The organism is Sphingorhabdus sp. EL138, assembly GCF_945890115.1.
Taxonomy (GTDB): domain Bacteria; phylum Pseudomonadota; class Alphaproteobacteria; order Sphingomonadales; family Sphingomonadaceae; genus Sphingorhabdus_B.
Genome location: NZ_CAMDCK010000014.1, coordinates 32,998 through 53,386, shown reverse-complemented (window position 1 = coordinate 53,386; position 20,389 = coordinate 32,998). Strand labels below are relative to the sequence as shown.

Sequence of the window (20,389 nt, the reverse complement as noted above, 5' to 3'; positions counted from 1 at the left end):
TTGATCCTTTGAACTATGGAATGTCGTTGATGGTCAGCGCAAGCTGAACACGCCCTTTACTACCGTAAAACAATGGCCTGACAACCAAACTTTGTCATTCTCTAGCTGGCAACCCAAATATCCGCCGCGCGCCGATGCCTGATAGGCGGTGAAGCTGTCGCGGCCGAGCACGGATGCCCAATATGGCGCGATGACCGCATGGGCGCTGCCCGTGACGCTGTCTTCATCGACGCCTGCACCAGGCACGAATACGCGGCTGACGATGTCGGTGTCGTCGCCGCGTGCGGTGGCGGTGAAGCTGTCATCGCCCAAGGTCGCCAGCGCCTTCATATCTGGCTTGAGCGCCAATATTTCGGCTGCGGTGGCATAGACGAACATATTATAGCTGTCGGGGTTGCTGCGCATCGACAAAGGTGTGCCACCCATCGCCGCCATCATCTCCGCATTGTCGACTTGCTCGGTCGGAATGGCGGGCAGGGCGACAGCATAAGCATCGCCTGCGCGGCGCACTTCCAATATCCCCGCCTTGCGCGTGCGCAATGTCACGCGGTCCAACGCCGGGTTTTGGCTCAAAATGACATAGCCGCTTGCCAATGTCGCATGACCGCACAGGCGAATTTCCACGGCTGGGGTAAACCAGCGCAGTTCATAATCCGCCGCGCCCGTTGCGTCGGGCACATAAAAGGCCGTTTCGGCGAAGTTATTTTCCTCCGCAATCGCCTGAAGCACGGCGTCATCCAGCCATTTAGTCAGCGGCATAACGGCGGCTTGATTGCCCGTGAAGGGACGGTCCGCGAAAGCATCTACGTGGAAATACGGAAGTTCAGTCGTCATGTTTCTCGCCACGTTCTATGGTTTCCGCCGGGATATAGCCCATTTCATCCTTATGCCCTTCGGGGTCAGGGTGAATCAGGACTTCGACGCCCGGAAACGCGTCCATCAACGCTTGCTCCACCTCGTCCATGATATCATGTGCCGCCGCAACCGTCATATTCGGATCGACCCATGCATGGAATTGGCAGAAATCATGCGTGCCGCTGGAACGGGTGCGCATATCGTGAATGCCGCGCAATTCAGGATGACGCAGTGCGACTTCAATGAAACGCTGGCGTTTTTCTTCCGGCCATTCGCGGTCCAGCAACTGGTCGAGCGCCAAGCCCGCGGCGCGATAGGCACCCCATGATAACCATAAGGCAATCGCAATCCCGAATGCAGGATCAGCCCCGCGCACATTCAGCATATTGTCGAGCAGTATCGCAACGATCACCGCGATGTTGAGCAACAAGTCGCTTTGATAATGTACATGGTCGGCTTGAATCGCGATCGATCCGGTTTGGCGGACCACCTGCCGTTGATAGGCCAGCAAACCCAAAGTGGCGACGATGGCAATGACCGAAACGCCAATGCCATATTCGGGGTGGGCGGTCTGTTCCTGCGCGCCAAAGCGCACGATGGCGCGCCATGCGATCAATATGGCCGATACGGTAATCAACACGACCTGAAGCAGCGCAGACAGCGCCTCTGCCTTGCCATGGCCGAACCGGTGATCATCATCGGCGGGCATGGCGGCATAACGGACGCTGAATAATGTCAGCACCGATGCCAAAACGTCAAAGCCAGTATCCGCCAATGAGGCCAATAAGGCGACTGAGCCGGTTTCGGTTGCCGCAAATATCTTCAGCGCCAACAGAAACAAAGCTACCGATACGCTGGCTATGGCCGCGCGCTTGGTTAAATCACCATGCGCATGGTGATGGTGATTATGCGCAAGGCTCATCGTGATAATGTCATGGGTACAGCATGCCAGTGGTCCAGCCGTCCCCATCCCGTTCATACAGCCAGCGTTCGTGCAGGCGGAATTCGCGGTCTTGCCAAAATTCGATACGGTTCGGGCTGACCATCCATCCCGACCAATGCGGCGGGCGTGGGACGTCTTGACCGTCAAAACGGGCCTCTACTTCGGCAAAGCGTGCTTCAAAAGTGGCGCGGTCGGCAAGCGGGCGCGACTGGTCAGATGCCCATGCGCCAAGTTGGGAATTGCGCGATCGGGTGGCGAAATAGGCATCAGCGGTCGCATCATCGACTGGACTAGCCGCACCCTCAATCCGGATTTGCCGTCGCAAGGATTTCCAATGAAACAGCAAGGCGACATTTTTATTGTCGGACAATTGCGTCGCCTTGCGGCTTTCAAAATTGGTGTAGAATATAAATCCGCCATGCGTGCCAAGATCGCGGCCATGGCCTTTCAACAGCACCATCCGCACCGACGGCTGGCCATTGGCCCCTGTGGTGGCCAATGCCATGGCGTTGGAGTCATTTATTTCGCTCGTCCGCGCTTCGGCAAACCAGTCGTCGAACAGGCTATAGGGATCAGGTCTTTCCATAATCCACCGATAGGCTAGACTGATGCGGGTTAAAAGGGGCTAGGCAATAAAATGAACTGGGACATGATATTTGGGCTCGCCAATCTATGGGCGTTGCTGTGTTGGGTGATTTTGGCACTTGTGCCGAAACGCGAGATTATTGTTCCTTTGGTATTTTTTGCAGGCACGGTGTTGCTTGCATGTCTCTACGCTGGCTTGATCATTCCGTTGATGGCAGGCCTGATTTCGGATGGTGGACCCGTGGGGCGTCCGTCAGCGGATTTTACGACTTTGGCAGGCATAATGGCGCTGTTTGACTCGCCTGGCGGTGCAACGATTGGCTGGATCCATTATTTGGCCTTTGACCTGTTTGTCGGCATATGGATTGCGCGCAACGCCGACGCGCATAAAATATCTCGCTGGCTGCAGGCCCCGATTTTGTTTTTTACCCTGATGTCTGGACCGATTGGCTTGCTGCTCTATCTTCTGCTACGCCAATTAAAGGGTGAAAAACCCAATAATGCAGTGCTTCCAAGTTGAATCCCGGGGCTTTAATGCCAATCTAGAACGGGTATTAAGATAACAGGGACAAGAATGGCAGATCCTTATTCCATATTAGGTGTGTCCAAGGGCGCGGACGACAAGGCGATTAAGGTCGCCTATCGCAAGCTGGCGAAGGAATTGCACCCCGACAAGAACAAGGACAATCCCAAAGCGTCGGACCGGTTCAGCGAAGTGACGCAGGCTTATGATCTATTGTCCGACGCCAAAAAACGCGGTCAATATGATCGCGGGGAGATTGACGAAAACGGGCAGCCGCGCTTTGCGGGTAATCCTTTTGGCGGCGGTGGCGGCCATGGCCAAGGTGGCCCAGCAGGTGGCAATTTCGACTTCGGCAGCGGCGGCATTGACTTGGGCGATATCTTTGATGGTCTGTTTGGCGGCGGGGCCGGTGCACGTCCCGGCGCTGGTCCCGGCCCACGTCCGCAGCACGCACCGCCGCCCAAGGGCGCGAATATCGCCTATGCACATCTGGTGTCATTCACGGACGCGGCCACGCTTGCGCCACAACGCATGACGCTGGGTGAGGGCAAGACAGTAGAATTCAAACTGCCCGCTGGCATAGTTGCCGGACAGCAAATCCGTATTCCCGGCAAGGGACAGCCCGGCCCCGGCGGCCATGGCGACGCGATGGTGACGTTGAAAATCGGCAGGCATCCGCATTTGGTGCGGGATGGTGACAATATCCGTATCGACCTGCCGATTTCACTGAAAGAGGCGGTGGCGGGCGGCAAGGTCAAAGTGCCGACGGTTGATGGCGCCGTGATGTTGACCGTGCCGCCGCGCACCAATTCAGGTGCTGTCCTGCGGATCAAGGGGCGCGGCTTTACCCTTAAGACCGGCGCGCGGGGGGATCAGCTTGTGGCGCTCATGATATATTTGCCGACAGACCCGGCGGAACTTGCGCGGATAAGTGATGTTCTTTCGGACAGCCCTGTCAGGGAGAATATGGGTGTCTGAAATTTCGCCTCTGTCACCGGAGGCGCGGGCGCATCTTCCGGCGACAACGCATGCCGAGATAAGCGAAGCCACATGGTTTGCGCGGCTTGGCCTTCCGGGTCAGGTCGTTGAAGTGGCCAAGCGCGTTGGCATGGGCGTGTATAGTGACGGTTTCATTCATGCCGGCAATTTTGCCTATCTGTCCTTGCTGTCCTTATTCGCCTTTTGCGTGGTGGCTGCGGCGATCGCGGGTGCCTTTGGCCAAACCGAGTCTGGCCTTGCGTTAATCGAAGCCTTTTTTAAAACTGTGCCGCCAAGTGTCGCGAGCGCCCTTCAAGTCCCCGTCCAGTCCGCGATGACGGCGCGCTCGGGTCCGTTATTGTGGTTGAGTGCGGGGGTCAGCCTGTGGACGGCGGCCAGTCTTATCGAAACCTTTCGCGACGTTTTGCATCGCGCTTATGGTGCAACACCCAGCCGTGCGTTTTGGCATTACCGGCTGGGCTCGCTGGGTGCGATCATCGCTTCGGTCGTGCTGGCGATGGTCGCGTTTTCCGCGCAGGTGATGGTCACTGCGGCGGAGGATCTTGTCTATCGCTACATCCCCACGGCGCAGACGGTGGCGAGCTATTTTGCGTGGGGTCGTATCATTCCTTTTGTCGTTTTATGTGCGGCGATTTACGTCATTTTCGCTGGCCTCACACCGTCCAAATATCGCTCTGCCGATTTTCCAAAATGGCCTGGGGCCGCCTTTGTAAGCATTTGGTGGCTGGGGCTAACCGCGTTGCTGCCCATGTTCCTATCGAGCGTTAACAATTATGATCTGGCTTATGGCAGCCTAGCAGGCGTGATGCTGGCGCTTATTTTCTTTTACCTGATCGGCCTTGGCTTGGTAACAGGGGCGCAGTTGAACGCGGCGCTGGCCAACGCCCATGAAAATGGACTAAGGCAAGCCAACGCCAATATAGCTGATGAATGAGGATATTATGACCGGATTGATGGCTGGTAAACGCGGGCTGATTATGGGGCTTGCCAATGATAAGTCGCTCGCATGGGGTATCGCAAAGCGTTTGCATGCCGAAGGCGCGGAACTGGCCTTCAGCTATCAAGGCGAAGTGATGGAAAAACGGGTGCGGCCATTGGCGGCGCAGCTTGGTTGCGATTTCCTGATCGATTGCGATGTCGCTGACATGGCCAATCTCGACCGCGCGTTTGAAACGCTGGCGGACAAATGGCCAACTATCGACTTTGTGGTGCACGCCATTGGCTTCACCAATAAAGAGGCGTTGCGCGGCAAATATTTTGAGGTCGGGTTGGACGACTTCCTGATGACCATGAACATCAGCGTTTACAGCTTTACCGCCGTTGCCAAGCGTGCCGCCGCGTTGATGAAGCCGCTCGATCCCGAAACCGGCGAAGGCGGCGGGTCGTTGCTGACATTGAGCTATTATGGCGCGGAAAAGGTTATGCCGCATTATAATGTCATGGGCGTAGCAAAGGCTGCGCTGGAAACGTCGGTCAAATATCTGGCCAATGACGTGGGGCCGCAGGGCATTCGCGTCAACGCCATTTCGGCTGGCCCCATCAAGACGCTGGCGGCGTCGGGCATTGGCGATTTCCGCTATATATTGAAATGGAATGAGCTGAACACGCCGCTGCGCCGTAATGTCACGATTGATGATGTCGGTTCCTCGGCGCTGTATTTCCTGTCCGACCTTGCCGCAGGGGTAACGGGCGAAATCCACCATGTTGACGCAGGCTATCACACCGTCGGCATGAAGCAGGAGGATGCTCCTGATGTTGCTCTCTCCTAATGTTTGAGGGGCATAGCGTTTGGCGCATATGAAGAAAACGGAAACAGCAAATGAGCTTTAATACCTTTGGCCGCGTCTTCCGTTTTTCGACTTGGGGCGAATCGCATGGTCCGGCGCTGGGCGCGTTGGTCGATGGCTGTCCTCCGGGCCTTGCTTTGTCTGAGGCGGATATTCAGCCATTTTTGGACCAAAGGCGTCCCGGCACGTCGCGCTTCACCACGCAGCGGCAGGAACCCGATGCCGTGCGTATCTTGTCCGGCGTATTTGAAGGCCGGACGACAGGCACGCCGATTTCGCTGATGATCGAAAATGTCGACCAACGGTCGAAGGATTATTCCGACGTCGCAAAGGCCTATCGTCCCGGCCATGCCGATTACAGCTATGACGCCAAATATGGCTTTCGCGACTATCGCGGCGGTGGCCGGTCGAGCGCCCGTGAAACTGCGGCGCGGGTTGCGGCGGGTGCAGTGGCGCGCGCTGTCATTCCGGATGTGGGCATCATGGCCTATGTCGCCGAAATCGGCGGCGATGCGATTAATCGCGATAATTTTGAAGCATCACAAATTGATAAAAACCCGTTCTTTTGCCCCGATGAAGCGGCGGCGGGGCGCTGGGAAAAATTGGTGGATGAAGCGCGCAAGGCTGGCTCCTCCTTGGGCGCGGTCATCGAATGTGTTGCTACGGGCGTCCCCCCCGGTTGGGGCGCGCCGCTTTACGCCAAACTCGACAGCGAGCTGGCGTCAGCGATGATGAGCATCAACGCGGTAAAAGGCGTGGAGATTGGCGCAGGCTTTGGCGCAGCGCGGTTGCGTGGTGAGGAAAATGCCGACCGGATGCGGCCAGCCAGCGCAGGGTCAAACCATCCTGAATTTCTGGCGAATAATGCAGGCGGCATCGCGGGCGGCATTTCAACGGGGCAACCTATTTTGGTGCGCGTGGCGTTCAAGCCGACCTCTTCCATTCTTACGCCGGTTGAGACGGTCACGAACGAAGGCGAGGCTACGGACATCGTCACCAAGGGCCGCCATGACCCTTGCGTGGGCATCAGGGGCACGCCCGTGGTCGCGGCGATGATGGCGCTGGTGCTGGCGGATCAGAAGCTGCTGCACCGCGCGCAATGCGGTTAGAGGTGGATTAAGTAAAAGCACTCTCGATGCGGTCTATCGTCCATGGCTCTTGCGCTGCGGCGGCATAATATTGTTCCATCCATGGATGCGTCAGGATGGCGTCGGCATAGGCCTGGGCAAAGCCGGGAAGCGTAAAGCCGTACGTCACAAAGCGCGTGACCACGGGTGCAAGCATGATGTCGGCCGCGCTGAAGGTGCCGAACAGATATGGCCCTTCCTTGCCAAAGCGCGAACGTGCCTCTGCCCAGTTTTGCAATATGCGGACAGCATCGGCGCGGGTTTCTTCGGACAGTGTTACATCGGTAACCGTCCTGCGCGTGTTCATCGGGCATTCGCGGCGTAAGGACAAATAACCCGCATGCATTTCCGCAGCCATGGAACGCGCCATGCCGCGCGCGACTGCGTCCTTGGGCCAATAACGGTCACGCCCGACCTTGTCGGCGAGATAATCGATGATCGCAAGGCTGTCCCAGACCACCGCCTCTCCATCCCACAAAATGGGCACCTTGCCCGACGATGGCGCAAGGTCTGCCGCGCGTTTGCGCTCGTCCCAGTTCTGGTCAAATAAAGGAACAATGACCTCTTCAAAATGCAGGCCGGATTGTTTCGCCGCGAGCCAGCCGCGCAGCGACCAGCTTGAATAGGCTTTGTTGCCAATGATCAGTTTCAAGGTCATGCGCTTATTCATGGCGGCTGTTTGTGATTGTGTCGAGGGGCAGAAAAGCAAAGCCTGCGCAAATGTCGCCTAAGACGCCACGGCTTCCAACACCGCCGTGCGCAGTTCCTCAATCCCGCCGCGTTTTTCGGCGGAGGTCACCGATAGGTCAGGATACGCCGCAACATGCTTACGCAGCTTTGCCATCGTATCGGTTTCAACCGCGGCTAAGTCGCTGGCCTTGATCTTGTCGGTCTTGGTCAGCACGATACGGTAACTGATCGCGGCGCTATCGAGCATCGACATGATGTCATGATCGACCTCCTTAATGCCGTGGCGACTATCGATCAGGACGAAGACACGTTTCAACACCACGCGGCCACGCAGATAATCATTAATCAGGTACCGCCATTGCTGCACGGTCTTGATCGGTGCTTTGGCATATCCATAGCCCGGCATATCGACGATCCGAAATACGGCAGGGTCGCCCACATCAAAGAAGTTCAATTCCTGTGTGCGGCCCGGCGTATTTGAGGCGCGCGCCAGATTGTTGCGGTTGACGAGCGCGTTGATCAGGCTGGACTTGCCGACATTAGACCGACCCGCAAACGCGATTTCTGGCACCGTTGGTTCGGGCAGAAATTCAAGTTTCGGCGCAGATTTCAGGAAGCTGATTGGCCCTGAAAAGATTTTGGTCGTCGTTTCGGTCACGCCTTTGCGTTCGCCTTCGCCTGCGCCTTTTCGTCGGCGTCGCGCGCCATTTGTTCGCGCAACACTGGGTGGCGCGAATATAGCCATTTTTGCTGGGCAATCGACACGAGGTTCGACATCACCCAATACAACTGAAGACCAGCGGCAAATGGGGCCATGATGAACATCAGGAACCATGGCATGACGGCAAAAACCTGCTTTTGCACTTCGTCCATCGGCTGCGGATTAAGCTTCTGCATCAGCCACATCGTCACGCCAAGCAGGATCGGCAGAACACCGATGGCGATGAAGGCTGGCAGGGTGATGCCAGTGCCCAGCAGATTGAACAGCAACTGCGCCGAAGGATCGGGTGCGGACAAATCCTGAAGCCACAAGACAAAGGGCTGATGACGCATTTCAATCGACAGCAAGAGTATCTTATACAGCGCAAAGAAGATTGGAATTTGAAGCACAACCGGCAGGCAGCCCGCGAGCGGGTTTACTTTCTCTTCCTTGTACAAAGTCATCATTTCCTGCTGCAGACGCGGCTTGTCGTCTTTCCAGCGTTCTTGCAGCGCCTTCAACTTAGGCTGCACCGCACGCATCTGCGCCATGGACGCAAATTGTTTTTGCGCGACCGGATACATGAACAACCGGACAATGATGGTCAGCCCAATGATCGCAAGGCCGAAGTTACCGAATACGCCAAACAGCCAATGGAGAATCCAGAAGAACGGAATGGCGATGAACCAGAACCAACCCCAGTCAATGGCATAGTCCAAATAGGGAATACCCAAATCTTGCGAATAAGCGGCGAGGACAGCCATTTCCTTGGCGCCGGCAAACAGACGTGAATTGCTGTCATATGCCGCGCCTGCGGCAACGCTGGTATAACGCGTTGGGATTACCTGTGCCTGATAGACGTCGCCGCTTGCGCGGAACTTGGCCGATACTGGCGTTTTCTGATCCGGAATCACCGCGCCGAGCCAATATTTGTCGGTGAAACCAAGCCAGCCGCCCGTGCTGGTAAACGATGCTTCGCCTTTGTTTTCGGCAACATCGACATAGCCCCAGTCATAATTGGGCTTGTCATCGAAAACGCCCATGGGGCCGATATGGATATGCGTGAATATGGAGCCGCCTGACGTTGCGTCGGCGGGCTTGCCTGTGCGGCTGAGCAACGCGAAATTGGCGATTTCGGCAGGGGCCGTGCCTCCATTGGTGAAACGCTGCTTTGCCGTGATCATGAAATTGTCGTCAATCGACAATGCGATTTCAAACTTCTGACTTTGCCCATTGGTCCAGCTTAAGGTCACAGGCGTAGACGGCGTCAGCTTGTTGCCGCTGGGTGTCCACACGGTCTTGTCGTCTGGCGCTATGATGCCCGTACCGGCCCAGCCAAAGCGCGCGAAATAGGCGTTTTTGGTGCCAGATGGCGCGAAAAGGCGAACCGGAGCCGAATCCTTGGCCAGCTCTGTGCGGTGGGTCAGCAACACGAGGTCGTCGATTTTCGCGCCCTCAAGATTGATTGAGCCCTTCAGCTTTGGTGTTTCGACCATGATTCGCGCCGAAGATTGCAGCGCATTGCCCAGTGGAACGGCCTGCGCCTTGGCAGGTGCAGCTTCGACAGACACATCAGAGGTTGCCGCGCCTGCGGGGTTGGCGGCGGATGATGCTGTGCTGGCGACGGGCGCTGGTGTGGGGAAGAAATAGCTGGCGACATAAGGCCAGCCGAACAGGATGAGGCCCGTCAGCAATACTGCAAATATCAGGTTGCGTTTATCGTCCACGTCTAAAATTCCCCGTTAATCCGTAAGTTGAGCGTCATGGCACGGGATCATGTCCGTGCCCACCCCAAGGTTGGCAGCGCAATAGCCGTTTGATGGCCAGCCAGCCACCCTTAATTGCGCCATATTTTTGCAGCGCATTAATCGCATAAGCCGAACAGCTTGGGCTGTAACGGCACGTCGGCGGCAAAATGCGCGATGGGCCGATTTGCCAGGCCCGTGCGATTAGGATGAAGAGGCGCGCTAGCATCTTTTTATCCTCACCATCGACTTGCGATGGGGAGGGGGACCGTTCGCGCAGCGAAGGGTGGAGGGGCCTCTATGCTTGAAGACCCCTCCGTCACGCCGTTGGCGTGCCACCTCCCCATCGCAAGTCGATGGGGAGGATTCGGGTTATTGTTCGTCAGCCGCATAACTTCCCCAACGCCTTGACCATGTCGCTGCGCAATGCGTCAAAGTCCCGTTCGATGCCGCTGTCGCGGCCAATCAGGATATGATCCGCGCCTGCCTTGCCTTTGTCCGCCAGCATTTCCTGCGCTAAGGCGCGAAAGCGGCGACGCATGCGGTTGCGGATGACGGCGTTGCCCACTTTCTTGGTGATGGTAATGCCCAACCGAATCTCGGCGGTTTCGTCCTGCCTGTCTTTCACAAGCAAAACAAAACCGGGAGTTGCATATCGCTTCCCCCGGTTGGCAGTCAGAAAGTCTGACCTTTTTGTGATGACGCTATAACCGCGCATGTCGCGGTCCGCCTGCTCGCTTATTAAGCCGACAGCTTCTTGCGGCCGCGTGCGCGACGGGCGTTCAGGATGTTGCGGCCCGCAGCGGTTGACATGCGGAGACGAAAACCGTGGCGACGGGCACGCACGAGATTGCTCGGCTGAAAAGTGCGCTTCATGACTGTAATCCTTAAATTTTTTGCGTCTTAAAATGAAAATGGTCGCCGAATCTGCGCAGCGACCCTTTCTGTTGCAGTGGCCGTTACGATTGGCATGGCGAAAAGTCAATACAAGTCAGGGCATTTTCATTTCGATGTCGTCGCGCCGGAACAGGTACAAGATGTCGCGTTTGATGTCGGGAAATGGCGGGCGGCCTTTGACCTTGTTGCGCCGCAGTGCCCAATTTGCCCAGCGGGCATATTCGGGATGTTGCTTGGAAAGCCGCGAATATCGTTTCTTTGCCCAAAGCGAATGTTTAAGGACCACGCCGAGTCCTATGATGAACTGCGCTATTCCGCCTGGGCCTGGAAGCCAGCTGACCAAAGGCGCCGCAACGATCAGCACCCAACCCAAAACGACCATCGACCAGCGATAGGCAGGGATGTCGCCCCAGTTTTTTCGTTTCGAGCGGTGCATATGTGTCATGTGGGATACAGAAACGGGTGCTGCAAGTTCATGTCGCGACCAAGCAGTTTCTGCAGAAATAAAAAATCTGTAGCATTGTCCGTAACCGCCAGCATTTATGCATCGTTTCACCGCAATAGGGCTGTATCTCCCTGTATAATCGCTTATAATGAAGATATAATGACATTCGCTCTCTCTCATCTTCACCGCATAGGCGTTGTGCCTGCTGACATCGACTTCATGGGGCATGTGAACAACGCATGTTATTTGACCTGGGTGCAAGAGGCGGTTCTGGCGCATTGGAACAAGCTTGCCCCGCCAGAAACGGCGGCGAAATATCTTTGGGTCGCGCTTAAGCATGAGATTACATACCGCAAACCAGCATTTCTTGATGATGAGGTGATTGCATCGGTGGTGCTTGAAAAGGTGCATGGCGCGCGGTCATTTTACGAAACGGTGATTAAGCGTGGCGAGGACGTTCTTGCCGAGGTGAAGTCGAGCTGGTGCTGCGTTGATGCAAAAACACTGCGGCCTGCGCGGATTGCCGCCGATGTGCAGGCGTATTTTTTCAGCAGGGATTGATTCTGGATTGGCCGCGCGGCGTTTTGGCTGACATGTGTTGCCAAAGCCCCGTCATCCTGCACTTGTTTCAGGATGACGAATGGGGTGCGTTCAGGATGACGCATGGGGTGCGTTGCAAGTCCTCAAAAAATAGGGTCGTCTGCGCCATCTCCAATTGGCGTCACGGCATTGTGTATGCCACATTCCACCTTGTCCCAGCCCTTCCAACGACCCGAGCGCGGGTCTTCGCCTGGCGCAACTTTAGTGGTGCAGGGGGAGCAGCCAATTGAGGGATAGCCCAGTTCCACTAAGGGATGCGCAGGCAAAGCATGCTGGGCCATATAAGCGTCGATTTTGGCGTGGTCCCAATCGGCGAGCGGATTAATCTTCAAACGGCCATTTTCGATTTCAAACCGCGGCAAGGCGCGGCGCGTGGACGATTGAAACGCTTTGCGCCCCGTAAACTGTGCATCAAAGCCAGCCAAAGCGGCATTTAGCGGCTGCACTTTGCGGATTTCGCAGCAACCATCAGGGTCATAGGACCAACGCAGGCCCGTTTCGTCTTTTTGCTGGAGCAAAATTGGGTCGGGGGTCAGGATACGTAAATCTAACAAACCGAGCTTGGACCGGAGCTCTTCCCGATACTGTATCGTCTCCGGAAAATGCTTGCCCGTGTCCAAAAACAAGACGGGTATCGTTGGATCGATGCTTGCGATGAGGTGGAGCAAAACCGCGCTTTCCGCGCCGAAGCTAGAGACCACAGCCGCATCGCCCAACATATTCTCGCGCAGCAAGATGGTCAGCATCTCAAATGTATCGCGGCCCCGGAACATGTTATTCAGGCGAACCGCGTCGCCGTCTGTATAACGCGGGACGGTGTTGATACGATCGGCGATGCGGACCTTGCTACCCATGCCGTAGCTTCCAAATAGGCACGACGCTATCGGCGGCCCCTTGATAGGCATGGTCATAATGTGCGAGCGCTCGTGCCACCGCGTCCGGATTTAACGAAGCTTCGGGGGCGAAGCTGTCAAAGCCGCAGCGGCGCATATACGCAATCTGGTCAACCAAAACGTCACCTTGCGCGCGCAACTCGCCTTGATATCCAGCCTCCCGCAATATGCGTGCGGCGCTATAGCCCCTGCCATCGCGAAATTTGGGGAAGGCCACTTCGATCAGCGTCAGCCGGTCAAGGAAAGGGATTAAAGCCCGTGCATCATCGTCGGGTTCCAACCGAACAGCGGTCGCGTTGGACTGGTCCAGAAACGCATCCAGCGTGACCGAGGGCTGTTCGGTGACTTCGTCGGTGCGATAACGAAACTCAACCATAAATCGCCTCCTTAAACGGTTCGAGGCCGACACGGCGATAGGTATCGACGAAACGTTCATCGCCCTCCCGCAATGCTTTGTAGACCTCTGTCGCTTTTTCCACCGCGTCGACAACGCCGTCTTCGTCAAAGCCGGGGCCAATGATTTTTCCGATGCTGACGTCTTCCGCGCCAGAGCCGCCAAAGGTTAGCTGGTAATTTTCCACGCCTTTTTTATCGACGCCCAATATGCCGATATGCCCTGCATGATGATGTCCGCAGGCATTGATGCAGCCCGAAATTTTAAGCTTCAACTCGCCCAAATCGCGCTGCCGGTCCATGTCGGCAAAACGTGTCGCAATTTTCTGTGCGACGGGGATCGAACGGGCATTAGCAAGGCTACAATAATCAAGGCCGGGGCAGGCGATGATATCGCTGATCAGGTCAAGATTGGCGTCGGCCAATTCGGCCTCACGCAACGCTTGCCACACGGAATAAAGGTCACGCTTTGCCACATAAGGCAGGACGATATTCTGTGCATGGGTGACGCGCAATTCGTCAAAGCTATATTTTTCCGCGAGGTCAGCCATGACATCAATTTGCGTGGATGTCGCGTCGCCCGGAATGCCGCCAATAGGCTTCAGGCTGATGTTGACGATGGCGTAACCCGCTTGCTTGTGCGGCTTTACATTTTGGTCAAGCCACAGGGCAAAATCAGGATCATTGCGGTCCGGTTCTACATTTGCGGCATCATAAGCCGGCGGGGCAAAAAAGGCGCTAATTCGTTCCAGCTCGGCCAAAGGCGGGTCGATCCCCAATGTTTTCACATGCGCGAATTCTTCTGCGACCTGACGGCGATATGCGTCCGCGCCGATTTCATGGATGAGGATCTTGATCCGCGCTTTGTAGATATTGTCCCGCCGTCCGTAGCGGTTGTACACGCGCAGGCACGCCTCCAAATAACTCAGCAGATCGTCCGCTTTTACAAAGGGATTGATTTCGGGCGCAATCATCGGCGTGCGGCCCATGCCGCCGCCGACAAAGACCCGCGCGCCCAATTCGCCATCTTGGCGGATCAGCTCAAGCCCGATGTCGTGTAAACGCATGGCTGCGCGGTCCTCGGACGACGCAATCACCGCAATTTTGAACTTACGCGGTAGGTAGCTGAATTCCGGATGGAAGGTGGACCATTGGCGCAACAATTCGGCCCAAGGGCGCGGGTCCGTGACCTCGTCAGCCGCAGCGCCTGCATATTGGTCAGACGAAATGTTGCGGATGCAATTGCCGCTCGTTTGAATGGCATGCATTTCGACCGTGGCCAGCTCTTCTAGGATATCGGCACAATCCTCCAGCTTGATCCAATTATACTGAATATTCTGGCGCGTGGTGAAATGGCCATAATCGCGGTCATATTTGCGCGCGATATGCGCCAGCATCCGCATTTGCCGTGAATCGAGCGTGCCATAAGGAATGGCAACGCGCAGCATATAGGCATGTAATTGGAGATAAAGGCCGTTCATCAACCGCAGGGGTTTGAACTGATCTTCCGTCATGTCCCCGGCAATGCGGCGGGTTATTTGGTCACGAAATTCGGCGACGCGCGCGTCCACCATCGCTTGGTCATAATTGTCATATTTATACATATCAGATTATCCAGTCACCAGCCGCAGGATCGGCAGGCTTGAGTGTGAGGTCTGTGCGCACGGTTGGTCCCAGCGCGCGGATGCGGTCCTTAATATGTGCCGGGCGCGGACCGTCTCCGGTTGGCAGCGCGTCGATGATGTAAGGCGCGTTAACCCGGCGTGCGCCTTCCTCGGCGTGGAGTATCGCCTCACCATGTTCGCCAACATCGGCGGCATCTTCGACATGGAGGGACCAGCCATTGCCCGTCCACCAGGTCACGGCGCCAGAGACCAAATCATTTCCCGTCAGTAATTTCACGCAATTTTCTCCGCCTGCTTGGCAAAATGGAACAACCGGTTTTCGGCATCGGATTTCAGGACGACATCGCCGACAATGATGATGGCGGGCGACATAACGCCTTCGCGCGCGATCATGTCGCCAAGGTCGGTTAATATGGTACGCATGGCGCGGGAATCGGGCCGTGTCGCGCGCTCCAACACCGCCACAGGTGTATCGGGTGATAGGCCATCGCAAATGAGCTTTTCGGTAATATCCGCCGCCGTCGCGATACCCATGTAAATCACCAATGTGCGGTCTTTACCCGCAAGGCCCGCCCAATTCTGGTCGGTCAGGCCCTTGCACTGGCCCGCGACGAAGGTCACGGCGCTTGCGGCATCGCGGTGGGTCAGCGGCAACATCGTCGCTGCTGCACCGCCCATCGCGGCAGAGATGCCGGGAACAACCTCCACGTCGATGCCAGCGTCGCGGCAGGCTTCCGCCTCTTCGCCGCCGCGTCCGAAAATGAACGGATCGCCGCCTTTCAAACGCACGACCATATGGCCAGCCTGCGCCTCACGCACGAGGATGTCGTTGATGCCGTCTTGCGGCACTGAATGGCGGGAGCGCCTTTTGGCGACGGAAATGAGCCGTGCGGCAGGATTGATGAGCGCCATAACCGCGTCATCGACGAGGCCGTCATGCACCACAACGTCCGCGGTCGAAATCAACCGCACGGCCTTCACCGTCAACAGTTCGGGGTCGCCAGGGCCAGCGCCCACCAAATATACGCGTGCTTGTTCCATCTTGTCATGATGGGTAATATCGCCGCCAGCATCAAATCAGGATAAGTTGGCCAAGGCTTAGAAGAACTTTAGCGGATGCTTTTGTCGCTAAAAGCTGGGCGAAATATGGGCTTGCCCCATCTCCCGAATAGCACAAATTTTGCGCTGCAACACGTGCCAGTCATCCTTTTGCGATATGGCCTGCCAGATATCTTCCACCTCGTTGATCACCATCGAACAGATTGCGCCCTTCGCCCAATAATCGTGGCGATCACCGTCCACTGGCGCGTAATCGCGCAGCAAGGCGGCAAAGGCCGCCTCATATTCGCCGGGCGCTTCGCACGCATCAGCGTTGCCGTGGCGATAGCGATAGAAGAATTGATCGATTGCAATTTTCTCCCGCGACATGCTGCGTTCTGCGGCTTCGACCAATTGCCTGTCCAATGCCTCTCCGCGTGACGCAACGCCCAAGCGCCAGAGAAAGCGCCGGATGATGGCTTGCTGATACAGAAGGGGAAAACGCTCCAGCGCCGCAATCAACGGGGGCGCATCCGATACCAAGCGCAGCGCAACTGCCAATTGCCCCAAATTCCAATGCAGCGCTTCGGCCTGTCGGCCAAAGGCGTACAGACCAGATTCGTCGAAATAGGCGGCCGTGAATTGCGGGTCCCAATATTCGGTGAAGCGCCAAGGCCCATAATCGAAGCTTTCGCCGGTAATATTGATATTGTCGGTATTGAGGACGCCATGGACAAAGCCCGCGACCATATAGGATGCGGCAAGATCAGCGACCCGTTCGACCGCCAGCCCAAGCAATTGCGCCGCAGGATTTTCCGCCGGGGCGACATCATAGAGCTGCGTCAGGCAGTAAGTGATAAGCTGCTGCATGAAGTCGGCATCACCCTCTGCGGCGACGCGCTGAAAACTGCCAATGCGGATATGGCTATGGCTCAACCGGACCATCACCGCCGACCTTGTGGGTGAGGGTTCATCACCGCGCATCAATTCTTCGCCGGTTTCAATAATCGAAAATGTTTTGGAGGTGTTGACGCCCAAAGCCTCTAGCATTTCGGTCGCCAATATCTCGCGCACCCCACCTTTTAACGTTAGGCGGCCGTCGCCACGGCGGCTATAAGGCGTGGTGCCCGATCCTTTGGTGGCCAGATCAAGCAAGCGGCCGTCGCCATCGCGCATTTGCGCAAACAGGAAACCGCGACCATCGCCAATGTTAGGATTATAGACGCGAAACTGGTGGCCATGATAGCGCAAAGCCAGTGGTTCAGGCATATTGTCGGGCAGGGGTTCGAAGCGGCCAAAATGGCGGATCCATGCGGCGTCGTCATAATCTGCTAGGCCGACGGTCGCTGCCCAACGATCATTACGAAAGCGCAAGATCGTCTCCGGAAAATGTGCAGGCCGGACAGCATCGCCGATTTTTGCACCAAGACTGGCGATTATTGGATCAGGGCGGTAGGGGGAATGAGACGGTTTCATATTCATCTAACGCATCTGGACGGTGCATGAGGTAAACACAAGTATGGCGGCGGTTCGCATCCTGCATTTGCATAGCAGCTTTGATTTAGGTGATCCGCAAGCGCGCACGGTGCGCCTGATGAATCATTTTGGCGATCAGGCCGAACACACGGTATTGTCGGCCATTCCCGATGCCTTTGGCGCATCGCATGACTTAGATCGGCGTGTGAAGGTCAGCTTCCCCAAAGACGCAGCACCTTCGCTTGCCGGAATGCCTAGCATGGGCCGCTATCGCCGCTTGGCCAGCTACATGAAGAAATTCCACCTCGTGCTCAGTTATAATTTCGGCGCGATGGATGGCGTGATGGCGCATACCTTGTTTACGCGCAGCATGAAATTGCCGCCGCTCATTCATCATGAGGATGGGTTTGAGCATGATGAGGTGGATCGGCTGAAATGGCACCGCAATTGGTTCCGCACTATCGCGCTGCAACGGTCTGACGCGCTTGTCGTGCCATCCAAAACGCTTGAGCACATTGCCCGAACCGTCTGGCATCAACCGCTGGAGAAAATCGCCCGCTTTCCCAACGGCATTGATACCAAACATTATAACCGCCGTCCGCAACGCGGCTCCTTTCCGGGGTTTCAGAAACGCGATGGAGAAATTGTCGTTGGCACGATTGCCGGGCTGCATAAGGTAAAGAATTTACCCCGATTATTGCGTGCGGTCGCGGCGGCTGGCCCGCATATCCGGCTGGCCATTGTCGGCGAAGGGCCGGACCGTGACGTCATCCTATCAGAGGCCACGCGGCTTGGCATCGCCGACCGCGTGATGATGCCCGGCTATTTGCGAGACCCGGCCCGCTATATCCGGCTTTTCGACATTTTTGCGCTGTCGTCGGATAGCGAACAATATCCCGTTGCATTGGTTGAAGCGATGACCAGCGCGCTGCCCATATTGTCCACGGATGTGGGGGATATCCGAACTATCGTGTCGCGCGAGAACCGCCCCTTCATCGTTGCCCGCGCTGATGAGGACGCGCTGGCTTTGGCTATCGCTAGCCTGGCAAAGGATGCGGCACTTCGCGAAACATTGGCCGCTGCAAACCGCTTAGTGGCCTGTTCTCAATATGATGAGGAGACGATGTTCGCGCGCTATCGGCAGCTTTATGGCTCTGCCATGAAACGTGCCGATTTTGCGCGACAAAGCTGAACATTTGCGATAGCGCCAATGGAGAGAAGCGCACGAAACCGCGCTTTAACGCGTATTTTAAAGGTAATCTTTGTGTTCAAGGGTCTCAAACCCATTATCTATGGTGGCCGTGAAGTATGGCCATTGGTCGAAGGCGGCAAGGGCGTTGCGGCGACCAATCATGCAAGTTCTGGCGCGTGGGCGGCGGCCGGCGGCATCGGCACAGTATCAGCCGTAAATGCCGACAGTTACGACGAAAATGGCGACATGATCCCGCAAGTCTTCCTTGGCAAAACGCGTGCCGAACGGCATGAAGAACTTGTCGAATATGGCATTCGCGGCGGCATCGCGCAGGTGAAGCTTGCGCATGAAATGTCCCATGGGCGCGGCGCCATTAACATCAACATACTGTGGGAAATGGGCGGTGCCCAACGCATCTTGCACGGCATCCTTGAAGCCACCAAGGGCATGGTCACGGGCGTCACCTGCGGCGCTGGCATGCCATACAAGCTATCCGAGATTGCCGCGCAATATGGCGTCTATTATCTACCCATCGTCAGCTCCGCGCGCGCGTTCCGCGCCTTGTGGAAGCGTGCCTATCACAAGGTGCCGGAATGGCTCGGTGCGGTCGTTTATGAAGATCCATGGCTTGCCGGTGGCCACAACGGCCTGTCCAATGCCGAAGACCCGCGCAGCCCCGAAGACCCCTATCCCCGCGTAAAGGCCCTGCGCGATGTCATGCGCGTTGAAGGCATTTCGGATGATGTGCCCATCATCATGGCCGGCGGCGTGTGGTATTTACGCGACTGGAACAACTGGATTGATAATCCCGAACTTGGGCAGATTGCGTTCCAATTGGGCACACGTCCGCTGCTGACGCAAGAAAGCCCCATTCCCGCCGGTTGGAAAGACGCGTTGACGAAAATTCCAGAAGACGGCGTGCTGCTGCATCAATTTTCGCCAACGGGCTTTTACTCCAGCGCGGTCATCAACCCGTTTCTTTTGGAGCTTCAGGCGCGTTCGGCACGACAAATACCCTATGTGCAGGCCGCCGACGCGGAACATACCGCGCAATTGGATGTGGGCGTGAAGGGTAAGAATTTCTGGGTTACCCAAGCCGACCTGATGAAGGCCCGCGAATGGGATGCGCGCGGGTTTACCGTGGCGCTGAAAACGCCGGACAATTCGCTTGTGTTCGTCACGCCATCTTCCGGCGATGTTATCCGGAAAGACCAAAAGGACTGCATGGGATGTTTGTCGCATTGCGGTTTTTCGTCGTGGAAGGACCATGACAATAACTCCACAGGCCGCCTTGCCGACCCGCGCAGCTTTTGCATTCAAAAGGCGCTGCAGAACATCGCCCACGGCGCGCCCATTGACGAAAATCTGATGTTCGCCGGACACAGCGCCTATCTGTTCGGGAAAGATCCGTTTTATTCAAACGGCTTTGTCCCGACGGTGCAGCAATTGATAGACCGTATTTTAACGGGCGATTGATGTTGGGTCATGTCAGGCCCAAGGGGTGATGGCGCAGGGCTGTTTTGGAGATGACGGGCCTGTTGGCGGGATTTAAATTCCGGTGACAATTGCGTCATCCCCGAAATAGCTTTGTACTATGACGGTAGTTTGCTCCATGCGCCATTTCCCCAAAACGCTAAGTCATTCCCGCGCAGGCGGGAACCCAACTCCCACGCAAGAATGCACCATCACCGTTGCTGAGAATGCCGCTGTCATGAGTTGGGTTCCCGCCTACGCGGGAATGACGAGGAACTAAGGAATTACGGTGACAGAGGAATTACGCCGACAATTGCGATAACCCCGAAACAGCTTTCGCTTGTAATGTAGGATTTGGTTTGAGATTCTGTGCGCCACGCCCGCAATATTTGCGGGACCGGCT

24 protein-coding genes are annotated in these 20,389 nt (G+C 56.4%); 8 read left to right on the top strand and 16 right to left on the bottom strand.

The window, feature by feature from the left end:
• Positions 1–33: 33 nt before the first annotated feature.
• From Q0O07_RS08185 to pdxH, 3 genes are read right to left on the bottom strand one after another with little or no spacing between them, the layout of a single operon-like run.
• Positions 34–834, bottom strand: coding sequence for a PhzF family phenazine biosynthesis protein (locus tag Q0O07_RS08185; protein ID WP_295492370.1), 801 nt, complete (start codon positions 832–834; stop codon positions 34–36).
• Positions 824–1,777: a cation diffusion facilitator family transporter gene (locus tag Q0O07_RS08180; RefSeq protein ID WP_295492405.1), complete on the bottom strand. Its 954-nt coding sequence runs from the start codon at positions 1,775–1,777 to the stop codon at positions 824–826. Before Q0O07_RS08180 ends, Q0O07_RS08185 begins: the two co-directional genes overlap by 11 nt.
• Positions 1,778–1,787: 10 nt before the next feature.
• Positions 1,788–2,384, bottom strand: a complete 597-nt coding sequence (gene pdxH, locus Q0O07_RS08175; protein ID WP_295492368.1) for a pyridoxamine 5'-phosphate oxidase — start codon at positions 2,382–2,384, stop codon at positions 1,788–1,790.
• A gap of 51 nt (positions 2,385–2,435) precedes the next feature.
• Between pdxH and Q0O07_RS08170 the strand changes: the two genes are divergently transcribed.
• The 5 genes from Q0O07_RS08170 to aroC are packed head-to-tail and all read left to right on the top strand — an operon-like array spanning position 2,436 to position 6,801.
• Complete coding sequence (locus tag Q0O07_RS08170) at positions 2,436–2,903, top strand: ABA4-like family protein (RefSeq protein ID WP_295492366.1); 468 nt, start codon at positions 2,436–2,438, stop codon at positions 2,901–2,903.
• 54 nt (positions 2,904–2,957) lie between these two features.
• A complete protein-coding gene (locus Q0O07_RS08165; RefSeq protein ID WP_295492364.1) occupies positions 2,958–3,884 on the top strand; it encodes a DnaJ C-terminal domain-containing protein in 927 nt (308 codons plus the stop codon).
• Entirely contained in the window at positions 3,877–4,839 is a 963-nt protein-coding gene (locus Q0O07_RS08160) for a YihY/virulence factor BrkB family protein (protein ID WP_295492362.1), read from the top strand. The genes Q0O07_RS08165 and Q0O07_RS08160 overlap by 8 nt, the downstream gene beginning before the upstream one ends.
• A gap of 7 nt (positions 4,840–4,846) precedes the next feature.
• Positions 4,847–5,674: an enoyl-ACP reductase FabI gene (gene fabI / locus Q0O07_RS08155; protein ID WP_295492360.1), complete on the top strand. Its 828-nt coding sequence runs from the start codon at positions 4,847–4,849 to the stop codon at positions 5,672–5,674.
• A 50-nt stretch (positions 5,675–5,724) separates the two neighbouring features.
• Positions 5,725–6,801 (top strand): chorismate synthase, encoded by a 1,077-nt coding sequence (gene aroC / locus Q0O07_RS08150; RefSeq protein ID WP_295492358.1) that lies wholly within the window; start codon positions 5,725–5,727, stop codon positions 6,799–6,801.
• A gap of 7 nt (positions 6,802–6,808) precedes the next feature.
• On the opposite strand, the gene Q0O07_RS08145 is transcribed toward aroC, so the two are convergent.
• From Q0O07_RS08145 to Q0O07_RS08115, 7 genes are all read right to left on the bottom strand, one after another.
• Positions 6,809–7,471, bottom strand: coding sequence for a glutathione S-transferase family protein (locus tag Q0O07_RS08145; RefSeq protein WP_295492403.1), 663 nt, complete (start codon positions 7,469–7,471; stop codon positions 6,809–6,811).
• A 75-nt stretch (positions 7,472–7,546) separates the two neighbouring features.
• Positions 7,547–8,167, bottom strand: coding sequence for a ribosome biogenesis GTP-binding protein YihA/YsxC (gene yihA, locus Q0O07_RS08140; protein ID WP_295492356.1), 621 nt, complete (start codon positions 8,165–8,167; stop codon positions 7,547–7,549).
• Positions 8,164–9,936, bottom strand: coding sequence for a membrane protein insertase YidC (gene yidC, locus Q0O07_RS08135; protein WP_295492354.1), 1,773 nt, complete (start codon positions 9,934–9,936; stop codon positions 8,164–8,166). Before yidC ends, yihA begins: the two co-directional genes overlap by 4 nt.
• Positions 9,937–9,970: 34 nt before the next feature.
• Positions 9,971–10,183 carry a membrane protein insertion efficiency factor YidD gene (gene yidD, locus Q0O07_RS08130; RefSeq protein WP_295492352.1) on the bottom strand — a complete coding sequence of 71 codons (213 nt, stop codon included), beginning with the start codon at positions 10,181–10,183 and terminating at the stop codon, positions 9,971–9,973.
• A 153-nt stretch (positions 10,184–10,336) separates the two neighbouring features.
• The gene (gene rnpA, locus Q0O07_RS08125) at positions 10,337–10,672 is read right to left on the bottom strand and encodes a ribonuclease P protein component (RefSeq protein ID WP_295492350.1); all 336 of its coding nucleotides are present in this window, start codon (positions 10,670–10,672) and stop codon (positions 10,337–10,339) included.
• A 23-nt stretch (positions 10,673–10,695) separates the two neighbouring features.
• Positions 10,696–10,830, bottom strand: coding sequence for a 50S ribosomal protein L34 (rpmH, locus tag Q0O07_RS08120; RefSeq protein ID WP_125230634.1), 135 nt, complete (start codon positions 10,828–10,830; stop codon positions 10,696–10,698).
• Between the two features lie 115 nt (positions 10,831–10,945).
• Positions 10,946–11,524: a hypothetical protein gene (locus Q0O07_RS08115; RefSeq protein ID WP_295492409.1), complete on the bottom strand. Its 579-nt coding sequence runs from the start codon at positions 11,522–11,524 to the stop codon at positions 10,946–10,948.
• Between Q0O07_RS08115 and Q0O07_RS08110 the strand changes: the two genes are divergently transcribed.
• Positions 11,456–11,857, top strand: a complete 402-nt coding sequence (locus tag Q0O07_RS08110) for a thioesterase family protein (RefSeq protein ID WP_295492348.1) — start codon at positions 11,456–11,458, stop codon at positions 11,855–11,857. The genes Q0O07_RS08115 and Q0O07_RS08110 overlap by 69 nt on opposite strands.
• Before the next feature lie 122 nt (positions 11,858–11,979).
• Here Q0O07_RS08110 and Q0O07_RS08105 read toward each other — a convergent pair whose 3' ends face one another.
• The 6 genes from Q0O07_RS08105 to Q0O07_RS08080 form a co-directional block, all read right to left on the bottom strand.
• Positions 11,980–12,750: a phosphoadenylyl-sulfate reductase gene (locus tag Q0O07_RS08105; protein ID WP_295492346.1), complete on the bottom strand. Its 771-nt coding sequence runs from the start codon at positions 12,748–12,750 to the stop codon at positions 11,980–11,982.
• Complete coding sequence (locus Q0O07_RS08100; RefSeq protein ID WP_295492344.1) at positions 12,743–13,165, bottom strand: DUF934 domain-containing protein; 423 nt, start codon at positions 13,163–13,165, stop codon at positions 12,743–12,745. Before Q0O07_RS08100 ends, Q0O07_RS08105 begins: the two co-directional genes overlap by 8 nt.
• Positions 13,158–14,786: a nitrite/sulfite reductase gene (locus tag Q0O07_RS08095; RefSeq protein ID WP_295492342.1), complete on the bottom strand. Its 1,629-nt coding sequence runs from the start codon at positions 14,784–14,786 to the stop codon at positions 13,158–13,160. The genes Q0O07_RS08100 and Q0O07_RS08095 overlap by 8 nt, the downstream gene beginning before the upstream one ends.
• 1 nt (position 14,787) lies before the next feature.
• Complete coding sequence (locus Q0O07_RS08090; RefSeq protein ID WP_295492340.1) at positions 14,788–15,084, bottom strand: DUF2849 domain-containing protein; 297 nt, start codon at positions 15,082–15,084, stop codon at positions 14,788–14,790.
• A complete protein-coding gene (gene cobA / locus Q0O07_RS08085) occupies positions 15,081–15,848 on the bottom strand; it encodes a uroporphyrinogen-III C-methyltransferase (RefSeq protein WP_295492338.1) in 768 nt (255 codons plus the stop codon). The genes Q0O07_RS08090 and cobA overlap by 4 nt, the downstream gene beginning before the upstream one ends.
• Positions 15,849–15,935: 87 nt before the next feature.
• Positions 15,936–17,327, bottom strand: a complete 1,392-nt coding sequence (locus Q0O07_RS08080; protein ID WP_295492336.1) for a protein adenylyltransferase SelO family protein — start codon at positions 17,325–17,327, stop codon at positions 15,936–15,938.
• Positions 17,328–17,364: 37 nt separating this feature from the next.
• Here Q0O07_RS08080 and Q0O07_RS08075 point away from each other — a divergent pair, with 37 nt between their 5' ends.
• Together Q0O07_RS08075 and Q0O07_RS08070 are read left to right on the top strand one after the other, a co-directional pair.
• Positions 17,365–18,513, top strand: a complete 1,149-nt coding sequence (locus Q0O07_RS08075) for a glycosyltransferase (protein WP_295492334.1) — start codon at positions 17,365–17,367, stop codon at positions 18,511–18,513.
• 72 nt (positions 18,514–18,585) lie between these two features.
• Positions 18,586–19,989, top strand: coding sequence for a nitronate monooxygenase (locus Q0O07_RS08070; RefSeq protein ID WP_295492332.1), 1,404 nt, complete (start codon positions 18,586–18,588; stop codon positions 19,987–19,989).
• The last annotated feature ends 400 nt before the right edge of the window (positions 19,990–20,389 follow it).